This window comes from Clostridium nigeriense (assembly GCF_900086595.1).
GTDB lineage: Bacteria > Bacillota > Clostridia > Clostridiales > Clostridiaceae > Clostridium > Clostridium nigeriense.
In genome coordinates this window covers 3,329,799-3,345,081 of record NZ_LT575472.1, presented here as the reverse complement: position 1 = coordinate 3,345,081, position 15,283 = coordinate 3,329,799, and the positions used below count along the sequence as shown (strand labels likewise).

Annotated in this window: 16 protein-coding genes; 14 read left to right on the top strand and 2 right to left on the bottom strand. The window is 26.7% G+C overall.

Annotated elements, in window-relative coordinates; genetic code table 11:
* Positions 1–17 precede the first annotated feature (17 nt).
* From BN6774_RS15675 to BN6774_RS15630, 10 genes are all read left to right on the top strand, one after another.
* Positions 18–854, top strand: a complete 837-nt coding sequence (locus tag BN6774_RS15675; RefSeq protein ID WP_066895458.1) for a MetQ/NlpA family ABC transporter substrate-binding protein — start codon at positions 18–20, stop codon at positions 852–854.
* 141 nt (positions 855–995) lie between these two features.
* Positions 996–1,955, top strand: coding sequence for a serine hydrolase (locus BN6774_RS15670; RefSeq protein WP_235829627.1), 960 nt, complete (start codon positions 996–998; stop codon positions 1,953–1,955).
* A gap of 8 nt (positions 1,956–1,963) precedes the next feature.
* Positions 1,964–3,154, top strand: coding sequence for an alanyl-tRNA editing protein (locus tag BN6774_RS15665; protein ID WP_066895456.1), 1,191 nt, complete (start codon positions 1,964–1,966; stop codon positions 3,152–3,154).
* 115 nt (positions 3,155–3,269) lie between these two features.
* The gene (locus tag BN6774_RS15660; RefSeq protein WP_066895454.1) at positions 3,270–3,959 is read left to right on the top strand and encodes an N-acetylmuramoyl-L-alanine amidase; all 690 of its coding nucleotides are present in this window, start codon (positions 3,270–3,272) and stop codon (positions 3,957–3,959) included.
* A gap of 189 nt (positions 3,960–4,148) precedes the next feature.
* Entirely contained in the window at positions 4,149–4,862 is a 714-nt protein-coding gene (locus tag BN6774_RS15655; protein WP_159426843.1) for a peptidase MA family metallohydrolase, read from the top strand.
* A gap of 25 nt (positions 4,863–4,887) precedes the next feature.
* On the top strand, positions 4,888–5,448 hold the full coding sequence (locus BN6774_RS15650) for a hypothetical protein (RefSeq protein WP_159426842.1): 561 nt from the start codon (positions 4,888–4,890) through the stop codon (positions 5,446–5,448).
* 181 nt (positions 5,449–5,629) lie between these two features.
* Positions 5,630–6,148, top strand: a complete 519-nt coding sequence (locus tag BN6774_RS15645) for an RNA polymerase sigma factor (RefSeq protein ID WP_066895448.1) — start codon at positions 5,630–5,632, stop codon at positions 6,146–6,148.
* Positions 6,148–6,831, top strand: coding sequence for a DUF4179 domain-containing protein (locus BN6774_RS15640; protein ID WP_066895446.1), 684 nt, complete (start codon positions 6,148–6,150; stop codon positions 6,829–6,831). Before BN6774_RS15645 ends, BN6774_RS15640 begins: the two co-directional genes overlap by 1 nt.
* Positions 6,832–6,978: 147 nt before the next feature.
* Positions 6,979–7,509 (top strand): helix-turn-helix domain-containing protein, encoded by a 531-nt coding sequence (locus tag BN6774_RS15635; protein ID WP_066895444.1) that lies wholly within the window; start codon positions 6,979–6,981, stop codon positions 7,507–7,509.
* A 321-nt stretch (positions 7,510–7,830) separates the two neighbouring features.
* Complete coding sequence (locus BN6774_RS15630) at positions 7,831–9,543, top strand: HAMP domain-containing methyl-accepting chemotaxis protein (RefSeq protein ID WP_066895442.1); 1,713 nt, start codon at positions 7,831–7,833, stop codon at positions 9,541–9,543.
* Between the two features lie 67 nt (positions 9,544–9,610).
* On the opposite strand, the gene BN6774_RS15625 is transcribed toward BN6774_RS15630, so the two are convergent.
* The gene (locus BN6774_RS15625; RefSeq protein ID WP_066895440.1) at positions 9,611–10,030 is read right to left on the bottom strand and encodes a hypothetical protein; all 420 of its coding nucleotides are present in this window, start codon (positions 10,028–10,030) and stop codon (positions 9,611–9,613) included.
* 220 nt (positions 10,031–10,250) lie between these two features.
* On the opposite strand from BN6774_RS15625, the gene BN6774_RS15620 reads away from it, so the two are divergent.
* Entirely contained in the window at positions 10,251–10,628 is a 378-nt protein-coding gene (locus tag BN6774_RS15620; RefSeq protein WP_066895438.1) for an HsmA family protein, read from the top strand.
* A 161-nt stretch (positions 10,629–10,789) separates the two neighbouring features.
* On the opposite strand, the gene BN6774_RS15615 is transcribed toward BN6774_RS15620, so the two are convergent.
* On the bottom strand, positions 10,790–12,526 hold the full coding sequence (locus tag BN6774_RS15615; protein WP_066895436.1) for an ATP-dependent metallopeptidase FtsH/Yme1/Tma family protein: 1,737 nt from the start codon (positions 12,524–12,526) through the stop codon (positions 10,790–10,792).
* Between the two features lie 270 nt (positions 12,527–12,796).
* Between BN6774_RS15615 and BN6774_RS15610 the strand changes: the two genes are divergently transcribed.
* Genes BN6774_RS15610 through BN6774_RS15600 form a run of 3 tightly spaced genes read left to right on the top strand, consistent with a single transcriptional unit; the run spans position 12,797 to position 15,157 of the window.
* Positions 12,797–13,219, top strand: coding sequence for a hypothetical protein (locus tag BN6774_RS15610; RefSeq protein ID WP_066895434.1), 423 nt, complete (start codon positions 12,797–12,799; stop codon positions 13,217–13,219).
* A 26-nt stretch (positions 13,220–13,245) separates the two neighbouring features.
* Positions 13,246–14,202, top strand: coding sequence for a YkvA family protein (locus BN6774_RS15605; protein ID WP_066895432.1), 957 nt, complete (start codon positions 13,246–13,248; stop codon positions 14,200–14,202).
* Between the two features lie 22 nt (positions 14,203–14,224).
* Positions 14,225–15,157 carry a ribonuclease H1 domain-containing protein gene (locus BN6774_RS15600; RefSeq protein WP_066896742.1) on the top strand — a complete coding sequence of 311 codons (933 nt, stop codon included), beginning with the start codon at positions 14,225–14,227 and terminating at the stop codon, positions 15,155–15,157.
* The last annotated feature ends 126 nt before the right edge of the window (positions 15,158–15,283 follow it).

The window sequence follows — 15,283 nt, the reverse complement described above, 5'->3', positions numbered from 1 at the left end:
AAACAGGGGGTTTATATATGAAAAGAAAATCAATTTTATCAATTTTATTAACAGGGGCTTTAGCAATAAGTTTAGTAGGATGTGGAGGAAAGAAAACAGATGATAACACAGGTTCAGCATCTGAAGATAAGACAATAACAATAGGGGTAACTCCAGTTCCTCATAAGGAAATAGTAGAGCAAATTGTACCAGATCTTGAGGCGAAAGGATATACAGTTAAAATAGTAGAATTTACTGATTATGTAACACCTAATACAGCTTTAGAAGAAGGTGAATTAGATGCAAACTATTTCCAAACTATAGCATATTTAGATGAAACCAATGAAGGTAAGGGATTGCATTTAACTTACACAAAGGGAGTTCACTTAGAGCCTTTAGCAGTTTATTCAACTAAAATTAAAGACATAAAAAATTTAGCAGATGGAGCAACAATTGCAGTACCAAATGATCCATCTAATGAAGCAAGAGCTTTAAGAGTTTTAGAAAGTGCAGGTGTTATAAAATTAAAAGATGGAGAATTAGTAACTCCAAAGGATATAACAGAAAATACTAAAAACTTAAAATTTGAAGAATTAGAAGCAGCACAACTTCCAAGAGTTTTAGAAGAAGTTGATTTAGCAGTAATAAATGGTAACTATGCTCTTGAAGCAGGATTAAGCCCAGCAAAAGATGCTGTATTTGTAGAAGATTCTACTTCAGAAGCTTCAAAGAAATATCACAATGTAATAGCAATAAAAGAAGGAAATGAAGGTAGTCAAAAAATAAAGGACTTAACAGAAGCATTAACATCAGAAACTGTTAAAAAGTATATACAAGAAAAGTATTCTGATGGATCAGTAGTTCCAACATTCTAAAAATAAAATGTTATTAAGAAATTTTTAAAATAAAAGATGAAATATCTAACTGTAAAATCAGTTGGGTATTTCGTCTTTTTTATATTATTAATTCATATGCTATAATGTAATAGTTATCAAGGAAAATGAAGGTGAACTAAGATGAGAAAAAAATATATTTTTATGCTTTTATCCTTAACAATTCTATTAGTAGGGTGCAAAGGAAAAGAGGCATTAAAAGAAGAGGATGTTATATTAGATAAAGAAGTTGTAGGAGTAGACTTTACTGAAAAGGAGGAAGTACTAGATGTAGAAGAAAAAAGTTTAGTAGAATTAATTGAAGAAAAGGTAAATGAAATTATAGGTAATTATAAAGACAATGTAGCTATATATTTTAAGAATATGAATACCAATGAAGAATATACTTTAAACGAAAATACATATTATGTTGCCGCTAGTACTAATAAAATTCCATTATCAATGATGATATTAGATGATGTTAATAATGGAAATAAATCTTTAAATGATATACTTTATTTTAGAGAAGAGGATAGAGAAGGTGGTAGTGGTACTTTATATTATTTAGATAAAGTACCTAATTTAACTATTGGAGAAGCAATTTATTTATCTATTGTAGATTCAGATAATATTGCAAAAAATATGCTAACTAGAGTAGCATCAACAAGTGTTACTGATTATATGAGATATATAACTAATGATAATGATATTCCCTATGGAAATTATATAACAGCAAAACAGTTAGGAATATTATTAAATAATTTATATGAAAATCAAGAGACTAATAAATATTATACAACTTTAATAGATTATATGACTAAAACAAATTACCATGATAGATTAGATAAATATATAGATTATGATAAAGTTGCTCATAAGATTGGAAATTACTATAGATATTATCATGATGCAGGTATAATTTATGGAGAAGATCCTTACGTATTAGTTATATTAACTAAGGATATAGGAGAATTAAGTAATGAGTCATATGATAATGGTGGAGAAGATGAAAGATTTGTGCTAGATTGGGGAGAAGAAGCTTGTGAGCTTATAGCAAAGATATCTAAGGAAATTTATACTTTAGTAGAGGTAAGTAAAAAGTAGGTGAACATATGGTGAAATTATATTATAAAGATCAGTATTTAAAGGAATTTTATGCTAAGGTTATAGAAGTAAGAAGAATTAAAAATGAATATCATGTAGTTTTAGATAAAACAGCTTTTTTCCCAGGAGGAGGAGGACAGCAGTGTGATTTGGGATATATAGATAACAAAGTAGTTTTAGATGTATATGAAAAGGATAAGATTATATATCATGTTCTAAATGAATCAATTAAAGAAGATTCAATTGTTTTATGTAAGATTGATTGGGATAGAAGAGAAGATGGAATGCATCAACATTTAGGTCAGCATGTTTTATCAGGATGCTTTTTTAAACTATTTAATGCTAATACAGTAAGTATTCATTTAGGAAAAAAAATTAGTACTGTAGATATTATAGGAGAATTAAATGAAAAAAAGGTAATAGAGGCAGAAGCTTTGGCCAATGAAGTTATTAGAAAAAATATAGAGGTAGATTTTTTAGTACCAGATAAAGAAGAAATAAATAATATTAATTTAAGACGGGATTTACCTAATACAGAGGATGATATCAGGGTTGTTAAAATAGGAGATTTAGATATAAATGCTTGTTGTGGTGTACATCCTGCTAATACTTTAGATTTAAAAATGATAAAGATAACTAAGTTTGAAAAAAACAAAGGGAATACTAGGGTAGAGTTTTTATCAGGAAACAGAGCTATAAAAGATTCCTTAAATAAAGATAAAATATTAAGAGATATATGTAATTATTTAAGTAGTAATGAAGATGAGGCTTTAAATGGAATAAAGAATATAAGAGCTTTATTAGAAGAAATAAGGCTTGAAAAGAAAAAATTAGAAGAGGAACTTTTAGAATATGAAATTAATTCATTTTTGGAAAATGGAAATACTAATAAAATGGTAATAAAGAGAATATTTCAAGGTAAATCTGTAGATTATATCACAAAACTTGCTAATAAATTAAGTGAAAGAGATAATATTATTTGTTTATTTGCAATAAAAAATAAGGAGAAAGCTAATATAATATTGTCTGCATCTAAAAATATAAGTGACATAAATATGGGAAACTTATTTAGAGAGTTTTCTGAAGTGATAAATGGAAAGGGTGGAGGTAGTAAAACCTTAGCTCAAGGAATAGGTGAAGCAAATAAAATAGAGGAATTTTTAAATAAAATATATGAATTCTGTTGTAGTACAATGTAAAAATATAACAGATAAAAATAAATTTTGTAACCAACTCTTGAATCCTAAAGTATACTAAAATATAAAGTAATACAGTGTTTATATGACTAATATATAAATAATGGGAGGGAAAAAGTTGGCAAAATGGGTATTAGATGCAGGGCATGGCGGTAGTGACTCAGGAGCAGTAGGGAAGTATGGCAGGCGAGAAGCTGATATTGTACTAGAAGCTGTTTATGAGACAAAAAGGTTGTTGGAAAGAAATGGCGAAGTAGTACTACTTACTAGAGCATCTGATGTTTATTTAGATGTGAAGGATAGAGTAGATATTGCAAATAACTGGAATGCAGATTATTTTGTTAGCTTCCATATGAACTCCTTTGTAGATAATTCTGTTAGTGGAACTGAAATTGTTATATTTGAAAAGGGAAATAAATCAGAAGAATTAGCAAGATTCCTAAAAGATGAACTACTTGCTAATTTAAAATCTAAGGATAGGGGAATAAAGGAAGCTAGTTATACTATTTTAAGACAAACTAAGATGCCAGCGGTAATAATTGAAGCTGAATTTATATCGAATGAAGATGTAGAGAAAAACTTTAGTGCTATAAAGTATGGGTACATGGTGGCCAGAGCTTGTTTAGCTATGGTAAATAAGGTTTTAATAGATATTCCAATAAAAAAACCAAAAACTCCTACTAGAGAAGGATGGAGAATTTGCATAGGATATTATAGGGATTATGAGGAGGCAGAGGATGAAGTAATTAGACTTCAAAATGAAGGGTTTAAAGATGTCTATGTAGTTCCTTATCCAGAAGATAATTAAAAAAATGGACTGTTTAAACAGTCCATTTTTTGTTTTACTCTTTAGTAAATTATAAAAAGTTTTACCACTCCAATAACATATTAGAATTAAATATACTTAATAACATTGGTTAGAGAGTAATAAAATGGTAAAATATTTATAAGTTTAAATTTAGGGGGAATTTATATGAGGTATAAGGGGGCTTTTTTTATGATATTAATATCAGTTCTTTTATTTGGCTGTGGTGAAAAAGTTGATACTATAAAATTAAGGAAGGAAAGTGAGCATTTTAAGTATAATTCTACTAAGGCTGATAAAGATAGCTTAAGTGATTTAGAGAAAAATTTAGAAAGTAATTATGATAGGATAGCTAATGATTTAAATGTAACTTTAGATGAAAAAATAAATGTGACTATTTATCCTAATATTAATGAGTTTCATAAAGCTATTGGATATACAGAAGCAGAAGATTGGCTTGTTGGAGTTGCAAGAAATGGTGAAATACTTATGGTATCGCCATTAAATCCTGGAAGTGTTCATAATTATGACAGTTTAATGAAGATTATTGTTCATGAATATACACACATATTAGTAGGGAATATTAATCCATCTACAGATATATATTTAAATGAAGGAACTGCAGTAGTTGAAGCTAATCAGATAGATAGTATTGCTCAAAACTATTTAAAGGAAACTGCTAAAACAAATAAGCTTCCAACTATAGATTATATGAAAAATAATTATAGTAGATTAGAGCAACCATATTTTCTATCAGGAGGATTTGTTGATTTTATTATTAAGGAGTATGGTTACGATAAAATAATAGCGGTAATTAAAAATCCAGATAATATAGAAGAAATTATAGGTTTAACTAAAGAAGAAATAATAGTAAAATGGAGTGAATATATATTTAATAATTATTAATAAACATAAGAAGGGAAGGGATAGGATGATAAGTAATTATTTGTACTTATTTTCTATAGGAATAGCTTTTATAACAATAATATTTATAGTTTATAATCTTATTTTATTAGGTAAAAGGATAAAAGTCTCAAATATAGGTACTAGCAAAGAAGAAAACATAATAAAAAAATATAAAAATAATTTAGTAATTTTTGTAGTGGTATTAGTAATTTGTATTTCATATATTTTTTACTATTCACGACCAGTAACCGTATATAATACTGTAGGTATAGGTGAGGAAATAAATTATGATACCATAAATATATACGGAAATATTACTAGTGAAGATATTATTAAATTAGATTCAGATAAAGGTAAAAAGGTATTTAACTTATTAGAAAAATATAAGTATAAAAGGGTATTTAATTTCAGCGATGTTACTGGAGAAGTAGAATTTATTTTATTTGAAAATGTAGATGGTAAGCCTGGAATAATAGAGGTATGGAGTACTGGATATATTAGGATACCAAATAATAATTTATATAAAATAGAGATAGACAATACAGTTCAATTATATAATGAGTTAAAAAATATTCTTGTAGATTAATTAAAAATAAGGATTGTAAGTAATTTTGCAATCCTTATTTTTTATTAGATTGTTAGGAGTATAAGCTGATTTTTAGTTTGCATAATAGTGTACTATTTTTTTATAGGTATTTTTAATAGGTAGTGAACTTTTTAATAGGGAGATATATCTAATAGATAAGAATATGTGGGGAGGTAAATAAATGTTTGGATTAAACAAAGAAGATTTAGTGTACAAGGCTAAGAGAGGAAACGGAAAAGCCTTTACTAAATTAATGGATGAAAATCTTAAAAGTATGTATAGAGTGGGAAAAGGAATTTTAACTAGAGAAGATGATATAGAAGATGCTATACAAAATACTATACTTAAGGCATATTTAAATATTAAAACTTTAAAAAATGATGAATTATTTAAAACTTGGCTCATAAAAATTCTTATAAATGAATGTAATAAAATTTATAACTTTAATAAAAAATGTATAAGTTTTGATAAGGTTGTTGAAGAACAATATAAGGATAAATATGAGGATTTTGATTTAAAAGTTGCTGTTGATTCTTTACCAGAAGATTTAAGGCTAGTTATTACGTTATTTTATTTTGAAGATTTAAAGATAAGTGAGATTTCAGAAGTTTTAAGAATCCCAGAAGGTACAGTTAAATCAAGATTATCTAGGGCAAAGTCTAAAATTGCTGAAAGTATTAATGGAAAGGAGATAATGTAATGATGGATTTAGATAAAAAGTTAAAGAATCTTTATAATGAAGATGATATAAAAATACCAAATTCTTTAAGAGAAAAGGTTGATAAAATATATGAAGATATAGAATCAAATAACAAGAAGAAGGTTAGAAAAAATTTATTGAAGGTTGCTGGAATATTTATTGCTATATTGATAGTAACTAATTTTGTTAAGCCATCCTTGGCGGAAGAGCTACCTATATTTGGTCCAGTTCTTAAAGTGTTAAATAACAAATGGGGATTAGGAATTAAATATACAGAAAATGGGCTATCAGTTAAAGAAGAGTTTCATACAGAAAATCACACTATTAATATCGAAGCTGTAGATTTTAAGGGGGATAAACTATTAATAGTATATAAAGTTGAGAGTAAAATTGAAATTGATGATCCAATTATGTATTCAATTAGCATAGATATAAGAGGAGAAGATTTTATTAATAAAGAAGGAGCTGGATTAGATACAGGTGGTCCAGATGAAGATGGAATATATTATGGTTATTCCATAAGAGAATTAAATTTTGAAAAAGGATCAAATAACAAAGAGGAATTAAATGTGAGTATTTATCCTAAGTCAATAACCTATTTCAAAAACGATGATGAAGTTATAGAAGAAGTTTATGACTCTCGAGAAATAAAGCTAACAATAAAAAATAAAAATTATAGATAAAGTATCTAAATATAAGAGTGAAAAATAACCAAGAAATATTTCATGGTTATTTTTTTGTATACAAAATATTTAATTTGGAATATAATATAATTAGTAAAAAATATTTTAGTAATAAAATATTTTTAATTATATTAAGAGGGTGTTAGAATGAATTATTTAGATTTGTATTTACAAAGGAATAGTATGAAAAGGTATGATGTTTATAAAAAAACTGGTATAAGCCAACAGTTATTATCTACTCATACTAATAAAAAAATAGAAAAGTACTCAAATAAGGTTATAATGGCTTTAGCAGAAGCTTTAGAAAAAACTCCAGGAACTGTATTAGATGAATTATTAGCTATTGAAAAGGAAAATCCAGCTTTTGAGGCCTATAATCCAACTGAATTACTAACAGCTCTAGAATTTAAGTACGATAAAATTATAATTAAAGGAGCTTATTGCAGAGAAATATATAAGTTGATGAAAGGACAATTATCAGAAACTGAAAGTATGGGATTTGAACTAGGGAGTGCTGGGGTAGCTACAGTATTAGCTTATGCAATAAATGCAGCAAGAGATCTTTTTAGTAATACAGATAAAGTTACAAAAGAAATTGAAAGAAAAGTAATATCTTATAAGTTAGAAAGTGCATCAGAAGATGAGGTAACTATAAGATTAAAACAATTAGATTATTAAGGATAAAATAAGGAGAGTTATAAAAAAACTCTCCTTATTTTATTTTTAATAATATAAAGTAAAAAATTAAATTTCTAAATTTTGTAGAAATTTAATTCATTTTGATTATTTTCTACATTGCATATTAGTAGAATTTTGTTGTAATATGTAATTGATGGCATTATTATACTTTGGATAAAATAATATTATTTAAAAGGACTATTAAAGAATATAAAATTTAAATTTTAAAGTATAGAAGTACATAAAAATTATATATTTCTGATTACTAATATTTAGTTAGCATCCTTAGAATAGTCCTTTACAATATAGGGGGAAGAATAAGTGAAAATTTTTCAAAAAATGTCTGTAAGGACAAAATTATTATCTGGTTTTTTAATTTGTGCAATTATGCTAAATATTGTAGGAGTTATTGGTGTTTTAGGGATGCGTACTATTAATAGTAATTCAAAGGAAATATTTAATTATGATTTTAAAAGCGTAACCTATCTTCATCTTGTTAAAGAAAAATTATTATTAATAAGGGCAGAAATTGATAATGGAGTGCTTTATGAAGAAACTAGTAGAACTGCAGAAGCTATAGAAAATATAAAGGTACTTGATAATGAAATTTATAGTGGATTAGGGGAATATGCAAAGCTTCAGCATTCATCTGAAATTAAGGAGAAATATGAAAAAATACTAACATCCTTTGAGGAATATAAGGCTTTTAGAACAAAGGCTTTAGATTTAGCTATAGCTGGGAAATATGATGAAGCTGAAACTATTTTACCTAAAATAACTGAAGTAAGAAGCGAAATAGGTGAAACACTAGATGGTTTAATTGAAGACACTCAAAAAAATGCAACAATTAAAAATGATAATAATAGGGATACATATAAAGCTGAATTTAATAATATAGTATTTATAATTTTAACAGGGACTATTATTTCAATAATAATAGGAATTGGAATATCAATGTCTATTGCTAAAAAAATTAAAAATATGCTTTTATTTGCAGAAGCCATTGGTGAAGGAGATTTTACATATACAACATCTATTAAGGGGGAAGACGAATTTGCCAAGCTTTCAGATGCTCTTAATAGTGCTAGAGAAAAGTTAAGAAATTTAGTAAAAACAATTGTTGATCAAAGTCAAGAAGTATCAGCTTCCAGTGAGGAACTATCAGCTAATATAGAGGAAATAACAAGCACATTTTCTCAGATTATTGAAAATATAACTTTAATTGTGATGAATATTCAGGAGATAAATGTTACTACTGAGGAATTATCAGCTACTGTAGAACAAGTAGATTCAGGAATAAATCAGTTATCTTCAGACTCCATGGAAAGCAATACTGAAGCCAATAAAATAAAAGAAAGAGCCATTGATATAAAGACTAAGGGTCAAGAATCTAAAATAATAGCAGATAGATTAAGTGAAGAAAAAAACAAAAGAATTTTGGAAGCCATTGAAGAAAGTAAAGTTGTTGAAGAAATTATAAAGTTTGCAGAATCAATTGCATCAATTGCACAACAAACAAATCTTCTGGCCCTTAATGCAGCTATTGAGGCAGCAAGAGCAGGAGAACATGGAAAAGGATTTGCAGTAGTAGCTGATGAAATAAGGGAGTTAGCAGAAAAATCATCTAAGGATGTTAAGGAAATACAAAATATTATAATAAATGTTCAAAAATCAGTAGAAAATTTAACAGTTCATTCAGAAGATTTATTAAAATTTATAAATAGCAACGTAAAAGAAGATTATCAATTATTAATAGATACTGGATCAAGCTATGAGAAAGATTCAGAATATGTAAGTGATTTATCTACTAGTATTGCAGCAATGACTGAAGAGTTAAATGCATCAACTAATGAAATAGCAAATGTAACAAAAAATATTGCTTCTAATATAGAGCAAACATCATTTAATTCAGAAGAAATTTTAAAGAGTATAGATGAAGTTGGAATTTCTATGGAAGATATATCAAAAGCAACAGAGCATCAATCTGAAATTGCAGAAAAGTTAAATGAAATCATATCTGTTTTTAAAATATAATTTTAGGATTTAAAGCTACCCAGTAAGAAAATATAGTTCTTACTGGGTTTTATTTGGTTTTAGGAAATTATATATTACTAATTAATCTAATCTTTGTGTAATTATAAAAGAATTTTAAACCTGATAATAATAAGGCAAAACCTAATCCAGTATAAAAGAATGCAATAAATGATTCAGAAGCTAGGTTATTTGCACGTACGATTATTCCAAAGGACATCATGAAAGCCATAATTATAAATGATTTAATATCAAAGAACTTCCAAAACCATTGTTTTGAGCTTTTATATTCAATAATTCTTTTAGTGTGTTTTTTTACCATTTTATTAAAAATCATATATTTAAAAAATAAAAATATAATTGTTGATAAAGTAATAAGTTTTAATGATATATTTCCAATATATGATTCACAACCTATGTGTAATACATTATAGCCAGCAATACTCCATACAAAGCCAGCTAAGAATAATAGTGATTTTTTTTCTATCATACAAATCAACCTTCTTTATAATAAAATAATATTATATTATGAATTTATTTGAACAAGGTTCATTATAAAGTTATTAAATTAATTTGTCAACTAGGTAAATATAGAAAATAAAATAAAAAAATATTGACAAACAAAATATAGAAAATTATAATGAACATTGTTCAGAAAATTATAGGGGTTAATTATTCTGAATATAAATTTTAATATCAGGAGGTATAATATGAGCAGTAAATTAATTATGGCAATTGTAACTATAACATTAGCACTTATTTTTTATACAATAGGTGTATTTTCAGAGCGTAAAAGTGGAACCTTAAATAAGTTTCATGTGATTATTTTTTGGATTGGATTATTATTTGATACAACTGGTACGACTATAATGTCAACAATTGCAGAGGGAGCAAGTTTATTTAGCTTACATGGTATTACTGGAGCATTAGCAATAGTTTTAATGCTATTCCATGCAGTTTGGGCTACAATAGTATTTGTTAAAAAGGATACGAAAAAGCTACAAAATTTTCATAAGTTCAGTATTGTAGTTTGGTTGATATGGTTAGTTCCTTATATAATAGGATTAATAATAGGAATGACAAAATAAAAATGCTAACATTTTTATAATGGATAATTGATAATGCATAATGAATAATTAAGGAAAAAAATCCTTCGGATTTTTGAAAAGAAGGTGCTTGGAACGGATGTAAATTAAGTTTTGCTGTGCAAAACCTCCTTAATTATCCATTATCAATTATGCATTATTAATTACAAAAGTTTGTATATATCTTTTTCATCTAAAGTTTCTTTATCTAATAGTTCCATAGCGATTTTATCTAATATATTTTTATTTTCTTTTAAAACACATATTGTTTCTTCATATAATGAATTAACTAATTCTCTACATTCTTCAACTATAGGATTTCCATAAGTAGTAGAAAGTTGTCCTAGGCTAGATAGCTTTAATAATCCAAGGGTATTTCCCATTCCATATTCTGAAATCATAGCCATAGCCATTTCAGTTGTTTGACTTAAATCTCCTTCAGCACCTGTGGATATTTTTTCTTTTCCGAATATTACCTCTTCAGCAGCTCTACCACCTAGCAATACCATAATTCTGTTTTTAAGATAATCTAATCTTTGATATGAAGTATCTTTAGGTATAGTTAGAGTATATCCACCAGCACCCTTGGTAGTTGGAATAATAGTTATTTTTGAAACCTTATCTTCAGGTAGTTTTATAAGTGAAAGAAGAGCATGTCCAGCTTCGTGATAAGATGTTAATAATCTATCTTCGTCTAAATAATGACTTCTTTCTTTTTTCTCGTAACCTGCAAGAACAATGGAATAAGCTCTATTAATATGTTCTTGGGATAATGAAACAGAATTTTCTTTAGCAGCTATTATAGCAGCTTCATTAATTAAGCTTTCTAATTTTGCTCCTGAGAAATAAGCAGTTTTTCTAGCAATATCTTTTATATTTATTTCATCATGAGGTTTATTTTCTAAATGAAGAGAAATAATTTTTTCTCTTGCAGGTAAATCAGGTAATGAAACCTCTATATGTCTATCAAATCTTCCAGGTCTTAAAAGTGCTGAATCAAGGGTATCTAATCTATTAGTAGCAGCAATAACTACTATACCTTCTTTTTCACCAAAGCCTGACATTTCAGTTAAAAGAGCATTTAAGGTTTGATCTCTTTCATCATTACCATTTGAAGTACCAGACCCACCTCTTTTCTTACCTATTGCATCTATTTCATCTATGAAAATAACTGCCTTACCTTGAGCTTTTGCTTTTTTAAATAATCCTCTAATTCTAGCAGCCCCAACCCCTACGTAGACTTGAACAAAATCAGATCCACTTAAAGCATAGAAGGGTACTTTAGCTTCACCAGCTACTGCTTTAGCTAGAAGAGTTTTACCAGTACCAGGAGAACCGTAAAGTATTACTCCTTTTGGCATTCTTGCTCCATATTCTTTATATTTTTCAGGGCTTTTTAGGAAGTCAACTATATCCATAAGACTTTCTTTAGCTTCTTCATTTCCAGCAACATCCTTAAAATTTAAAGCACTATCTCCTTGAGAGAAATCTTTAACATCTAAGTTTGAAATTTTAGAGGCACTAGAACTTCTTTTATTTATTGATATAAAAACAATAGATATAACAGAAGCCAAAAGGACTATAGAAGTTAAAGTTTTTGATGGACTACTTAAATTTTCATCTGAAATTTCTATATTATTTTTTAACAACTCTTCTTTTAAAGTCGGACTATTAGGATTTATAGTAGAGTATTTACTACCATCCTTTAAAAATACAGTAAGTTTTGAACTATTGTTAATAGTTACTTTAGATATATTGTTATTAGTTATATCTTGTAAAAAAGATGAATATTGTTTATTATAGTTAGCTGTTTGTCCAAAACTTAAATATACTAAAATTAATGTTGAAATAATAGTAGTTACTATTGGAACCCAAATTATATTTTTCTTTAGTTTATTCATAATTACCTCCTAAATAGAAGATGAAATATCATAAACATTTTAACATTTTTAAATATTAAGTCCACTTAAGAACATATATTTTACCAATGTAAGTGTTGGTATATATGTAAAATAAAAAGGAATCCCAAGAATAGCCTAAGTAAAATGAATAATTACTTATATAGTTTTTTTCGTTGTGTGAAAGCACCAAATAGGGTATACTTTAAGGTAAATAGCTGACTGATTAGACTAATAAATTTTATATTAATATAATAAGGGGAGATAATAAAATTGCTAAATTTAACTGTATTATCATCAAAAGATATTACTGAAATAGTTAATTTAAAGGGCAAGGATAAAGGTATAGAGGTGACCCATATAGAAATAAATAATGGTATAGTTTTTTCAGGTAGTATAGCTAGTAAAATAAATAGTAAGTTTAGTGGGAGCCTTTATATAAAAAGCTTTTGTGAAAATAAAATAATCTTAGAAACAAAAAATATAAATATAGATAAACTAGGACTTTTAAAGGGGATTAGTGGATTAGCTTTAAAGACAGTTGTTAAGATGCTAGGAGAAGAGTATATTAGTATAAAAGGTAATGAGATTGTTATTGACTTAGATAAGTACGAGACTGGTATTACTGATATCTATATAAAGGACAAGCTTCTTTATATAATTGGAACAAATTTAAAAATGTATATAAATGCATGATAACTTATTAATGGGAGGTAATTAGGATGAACATTTCAAGTGTTAAAGTTGCGTTAACTGGAGAAGATTTATTAAGTATATTAAATGAATTTGTAAGTGTAGACGGATTAGTTTTAGAAAAAGTTGAAATTGAAGATGAAATAAGATTATATGGAAGTTTTACTAAGGGCGTTACAATTAATTTTGTAGCAGGTGTAAAACTTATGAGAATAGAAAATGGAGTAATACATGGAGAGATTTCATCTTTTAAAATAGCTAAGATAAAGATTTTATCTATTTTCAGAAAGGCAGCTTTAAAATATGCTTTAAAATCTTTAGAGGAAAAAGGCATAAGTTATAATGATGGTAAAGTAGTAATTAATTTAAAATATTTATTAAAGGATGTACCATATGTCGATTTAGATATTTCGGAAATATATACAACACAAGATACATTAAATGTAGATGTAGCAAATATTAATATATCTTTGAAGGGGACATTAATAAAAGAGGTTCCTAAAGAAGAAAATGTAGAAGAAATTGAAGAAGAATTTGATGAAAATATAGAAAAGGTTAAGGATTATTATACTTTAGGTAGAGGATACATAGAAGAAAAATTACCAGAAAAAATAAAGACATACAGTGATTATATACTTATAGTCCCTGATATGGCCGCATTAATTTATAGACTTTTAAAGGATAAAAGAGTTCCTTTAAAGACTAAGTTAATAATATCTGGTGCAGCTGCATATATTGCATTTCCAACGGATATAATACCAGATAATATTCCTTTTATAGGAAAAGTTGATGAAATAGCTGTGGCATTTTTTGCACTAGAAAGAATTATATCAGATGTACCAACTAAGATTATATTAGAAAATTGGGAAGGAAAAAATGATATTGTTTTTGTAATAAAAAATATAATAGAATATGTAGTAAACTTTACAGGGGCAAAAAATGTAGAGAAGGTTTATAACTTTATTGAAGAAGTTATGTCTTTATAATAAAGATAAAGGAGTAGTAAGTTTGGCTAAAAAGGTTTATGCAATTAAAGAAGGATTTAATTTTTCTACAAATGAAAAAGTAGAGAATTTAATAGTTGATACTTGGGCAGAATGTCAAAAATATATAAAAGGGGTTAAAGGAGCTAAATATAAGAGCTTTGAAGATATAAATGAAGCAAGAAAATTTTTATCTCAAGGTGATGGGATGCTGAAAAAGGGAATAGACAGTTATCCTATGGATTGTTTACATATATATGTAGACGGAAGTTATAATATATCTACTGAAAAGTACTCTTATGCATTAGTCGCTGTTAAAGAAAATATAATACAGTATATTGAAAATGGAAAAAGTAAAGATAATTCTAGTAAGAGTATAAGACAAATTGCTGGAGAGTTAGAAGCAACAATTAAAGGCGTTGAATATGCATTAAGGCAAAAAGAAAATAAGGTTGTTATTTTCCATGATTATGCTGGTATAGCGCATCATGCAACTGGATTTTGGGAAAGAAAAGAGCAATCATCAATAGAGTATCACAATAAGATGAAAAGTTTAATGAATAATGGAATAGAAGTGATTTTTGTTAAAGTAGATAGCCATACTGGAGATTTATATAATGAGATAGCAGATGAAAAATGCAAAGAAGCTTTAAATATTACTTCTAATAATGAGGTTTATAAATATTTAGGAAATAATAAAATTTATGTTTCTAATAATTTAGTTAAGGAAGAATTAAAGTTTATTGTAAGGGATAGGGATTATAATATTATTAATATAAATAATGAAGAGAATATCAATAATGATCATATAAAAAAATGTGAAGTAGCTTTGGATAATAATATTAATGAAAGTGATGAAATAATAAATAAACTAAAGTTACTGTTAAAGGCTATTCCAATAGAAAAGCAAAGAGATGTGTTAAGTTATGCTGAATATCTATATAACAAGGAAAAATAAAAGATTGCAATGCAATCTTTTATTTTTAGGAAATTTTGCAAGGAAACTTTTATTATTAAAATTTCTGTATAATATAGATTAGTGAAAAAGAATAAAGAATTTGAAATTTAAAATTGATGAGGATAA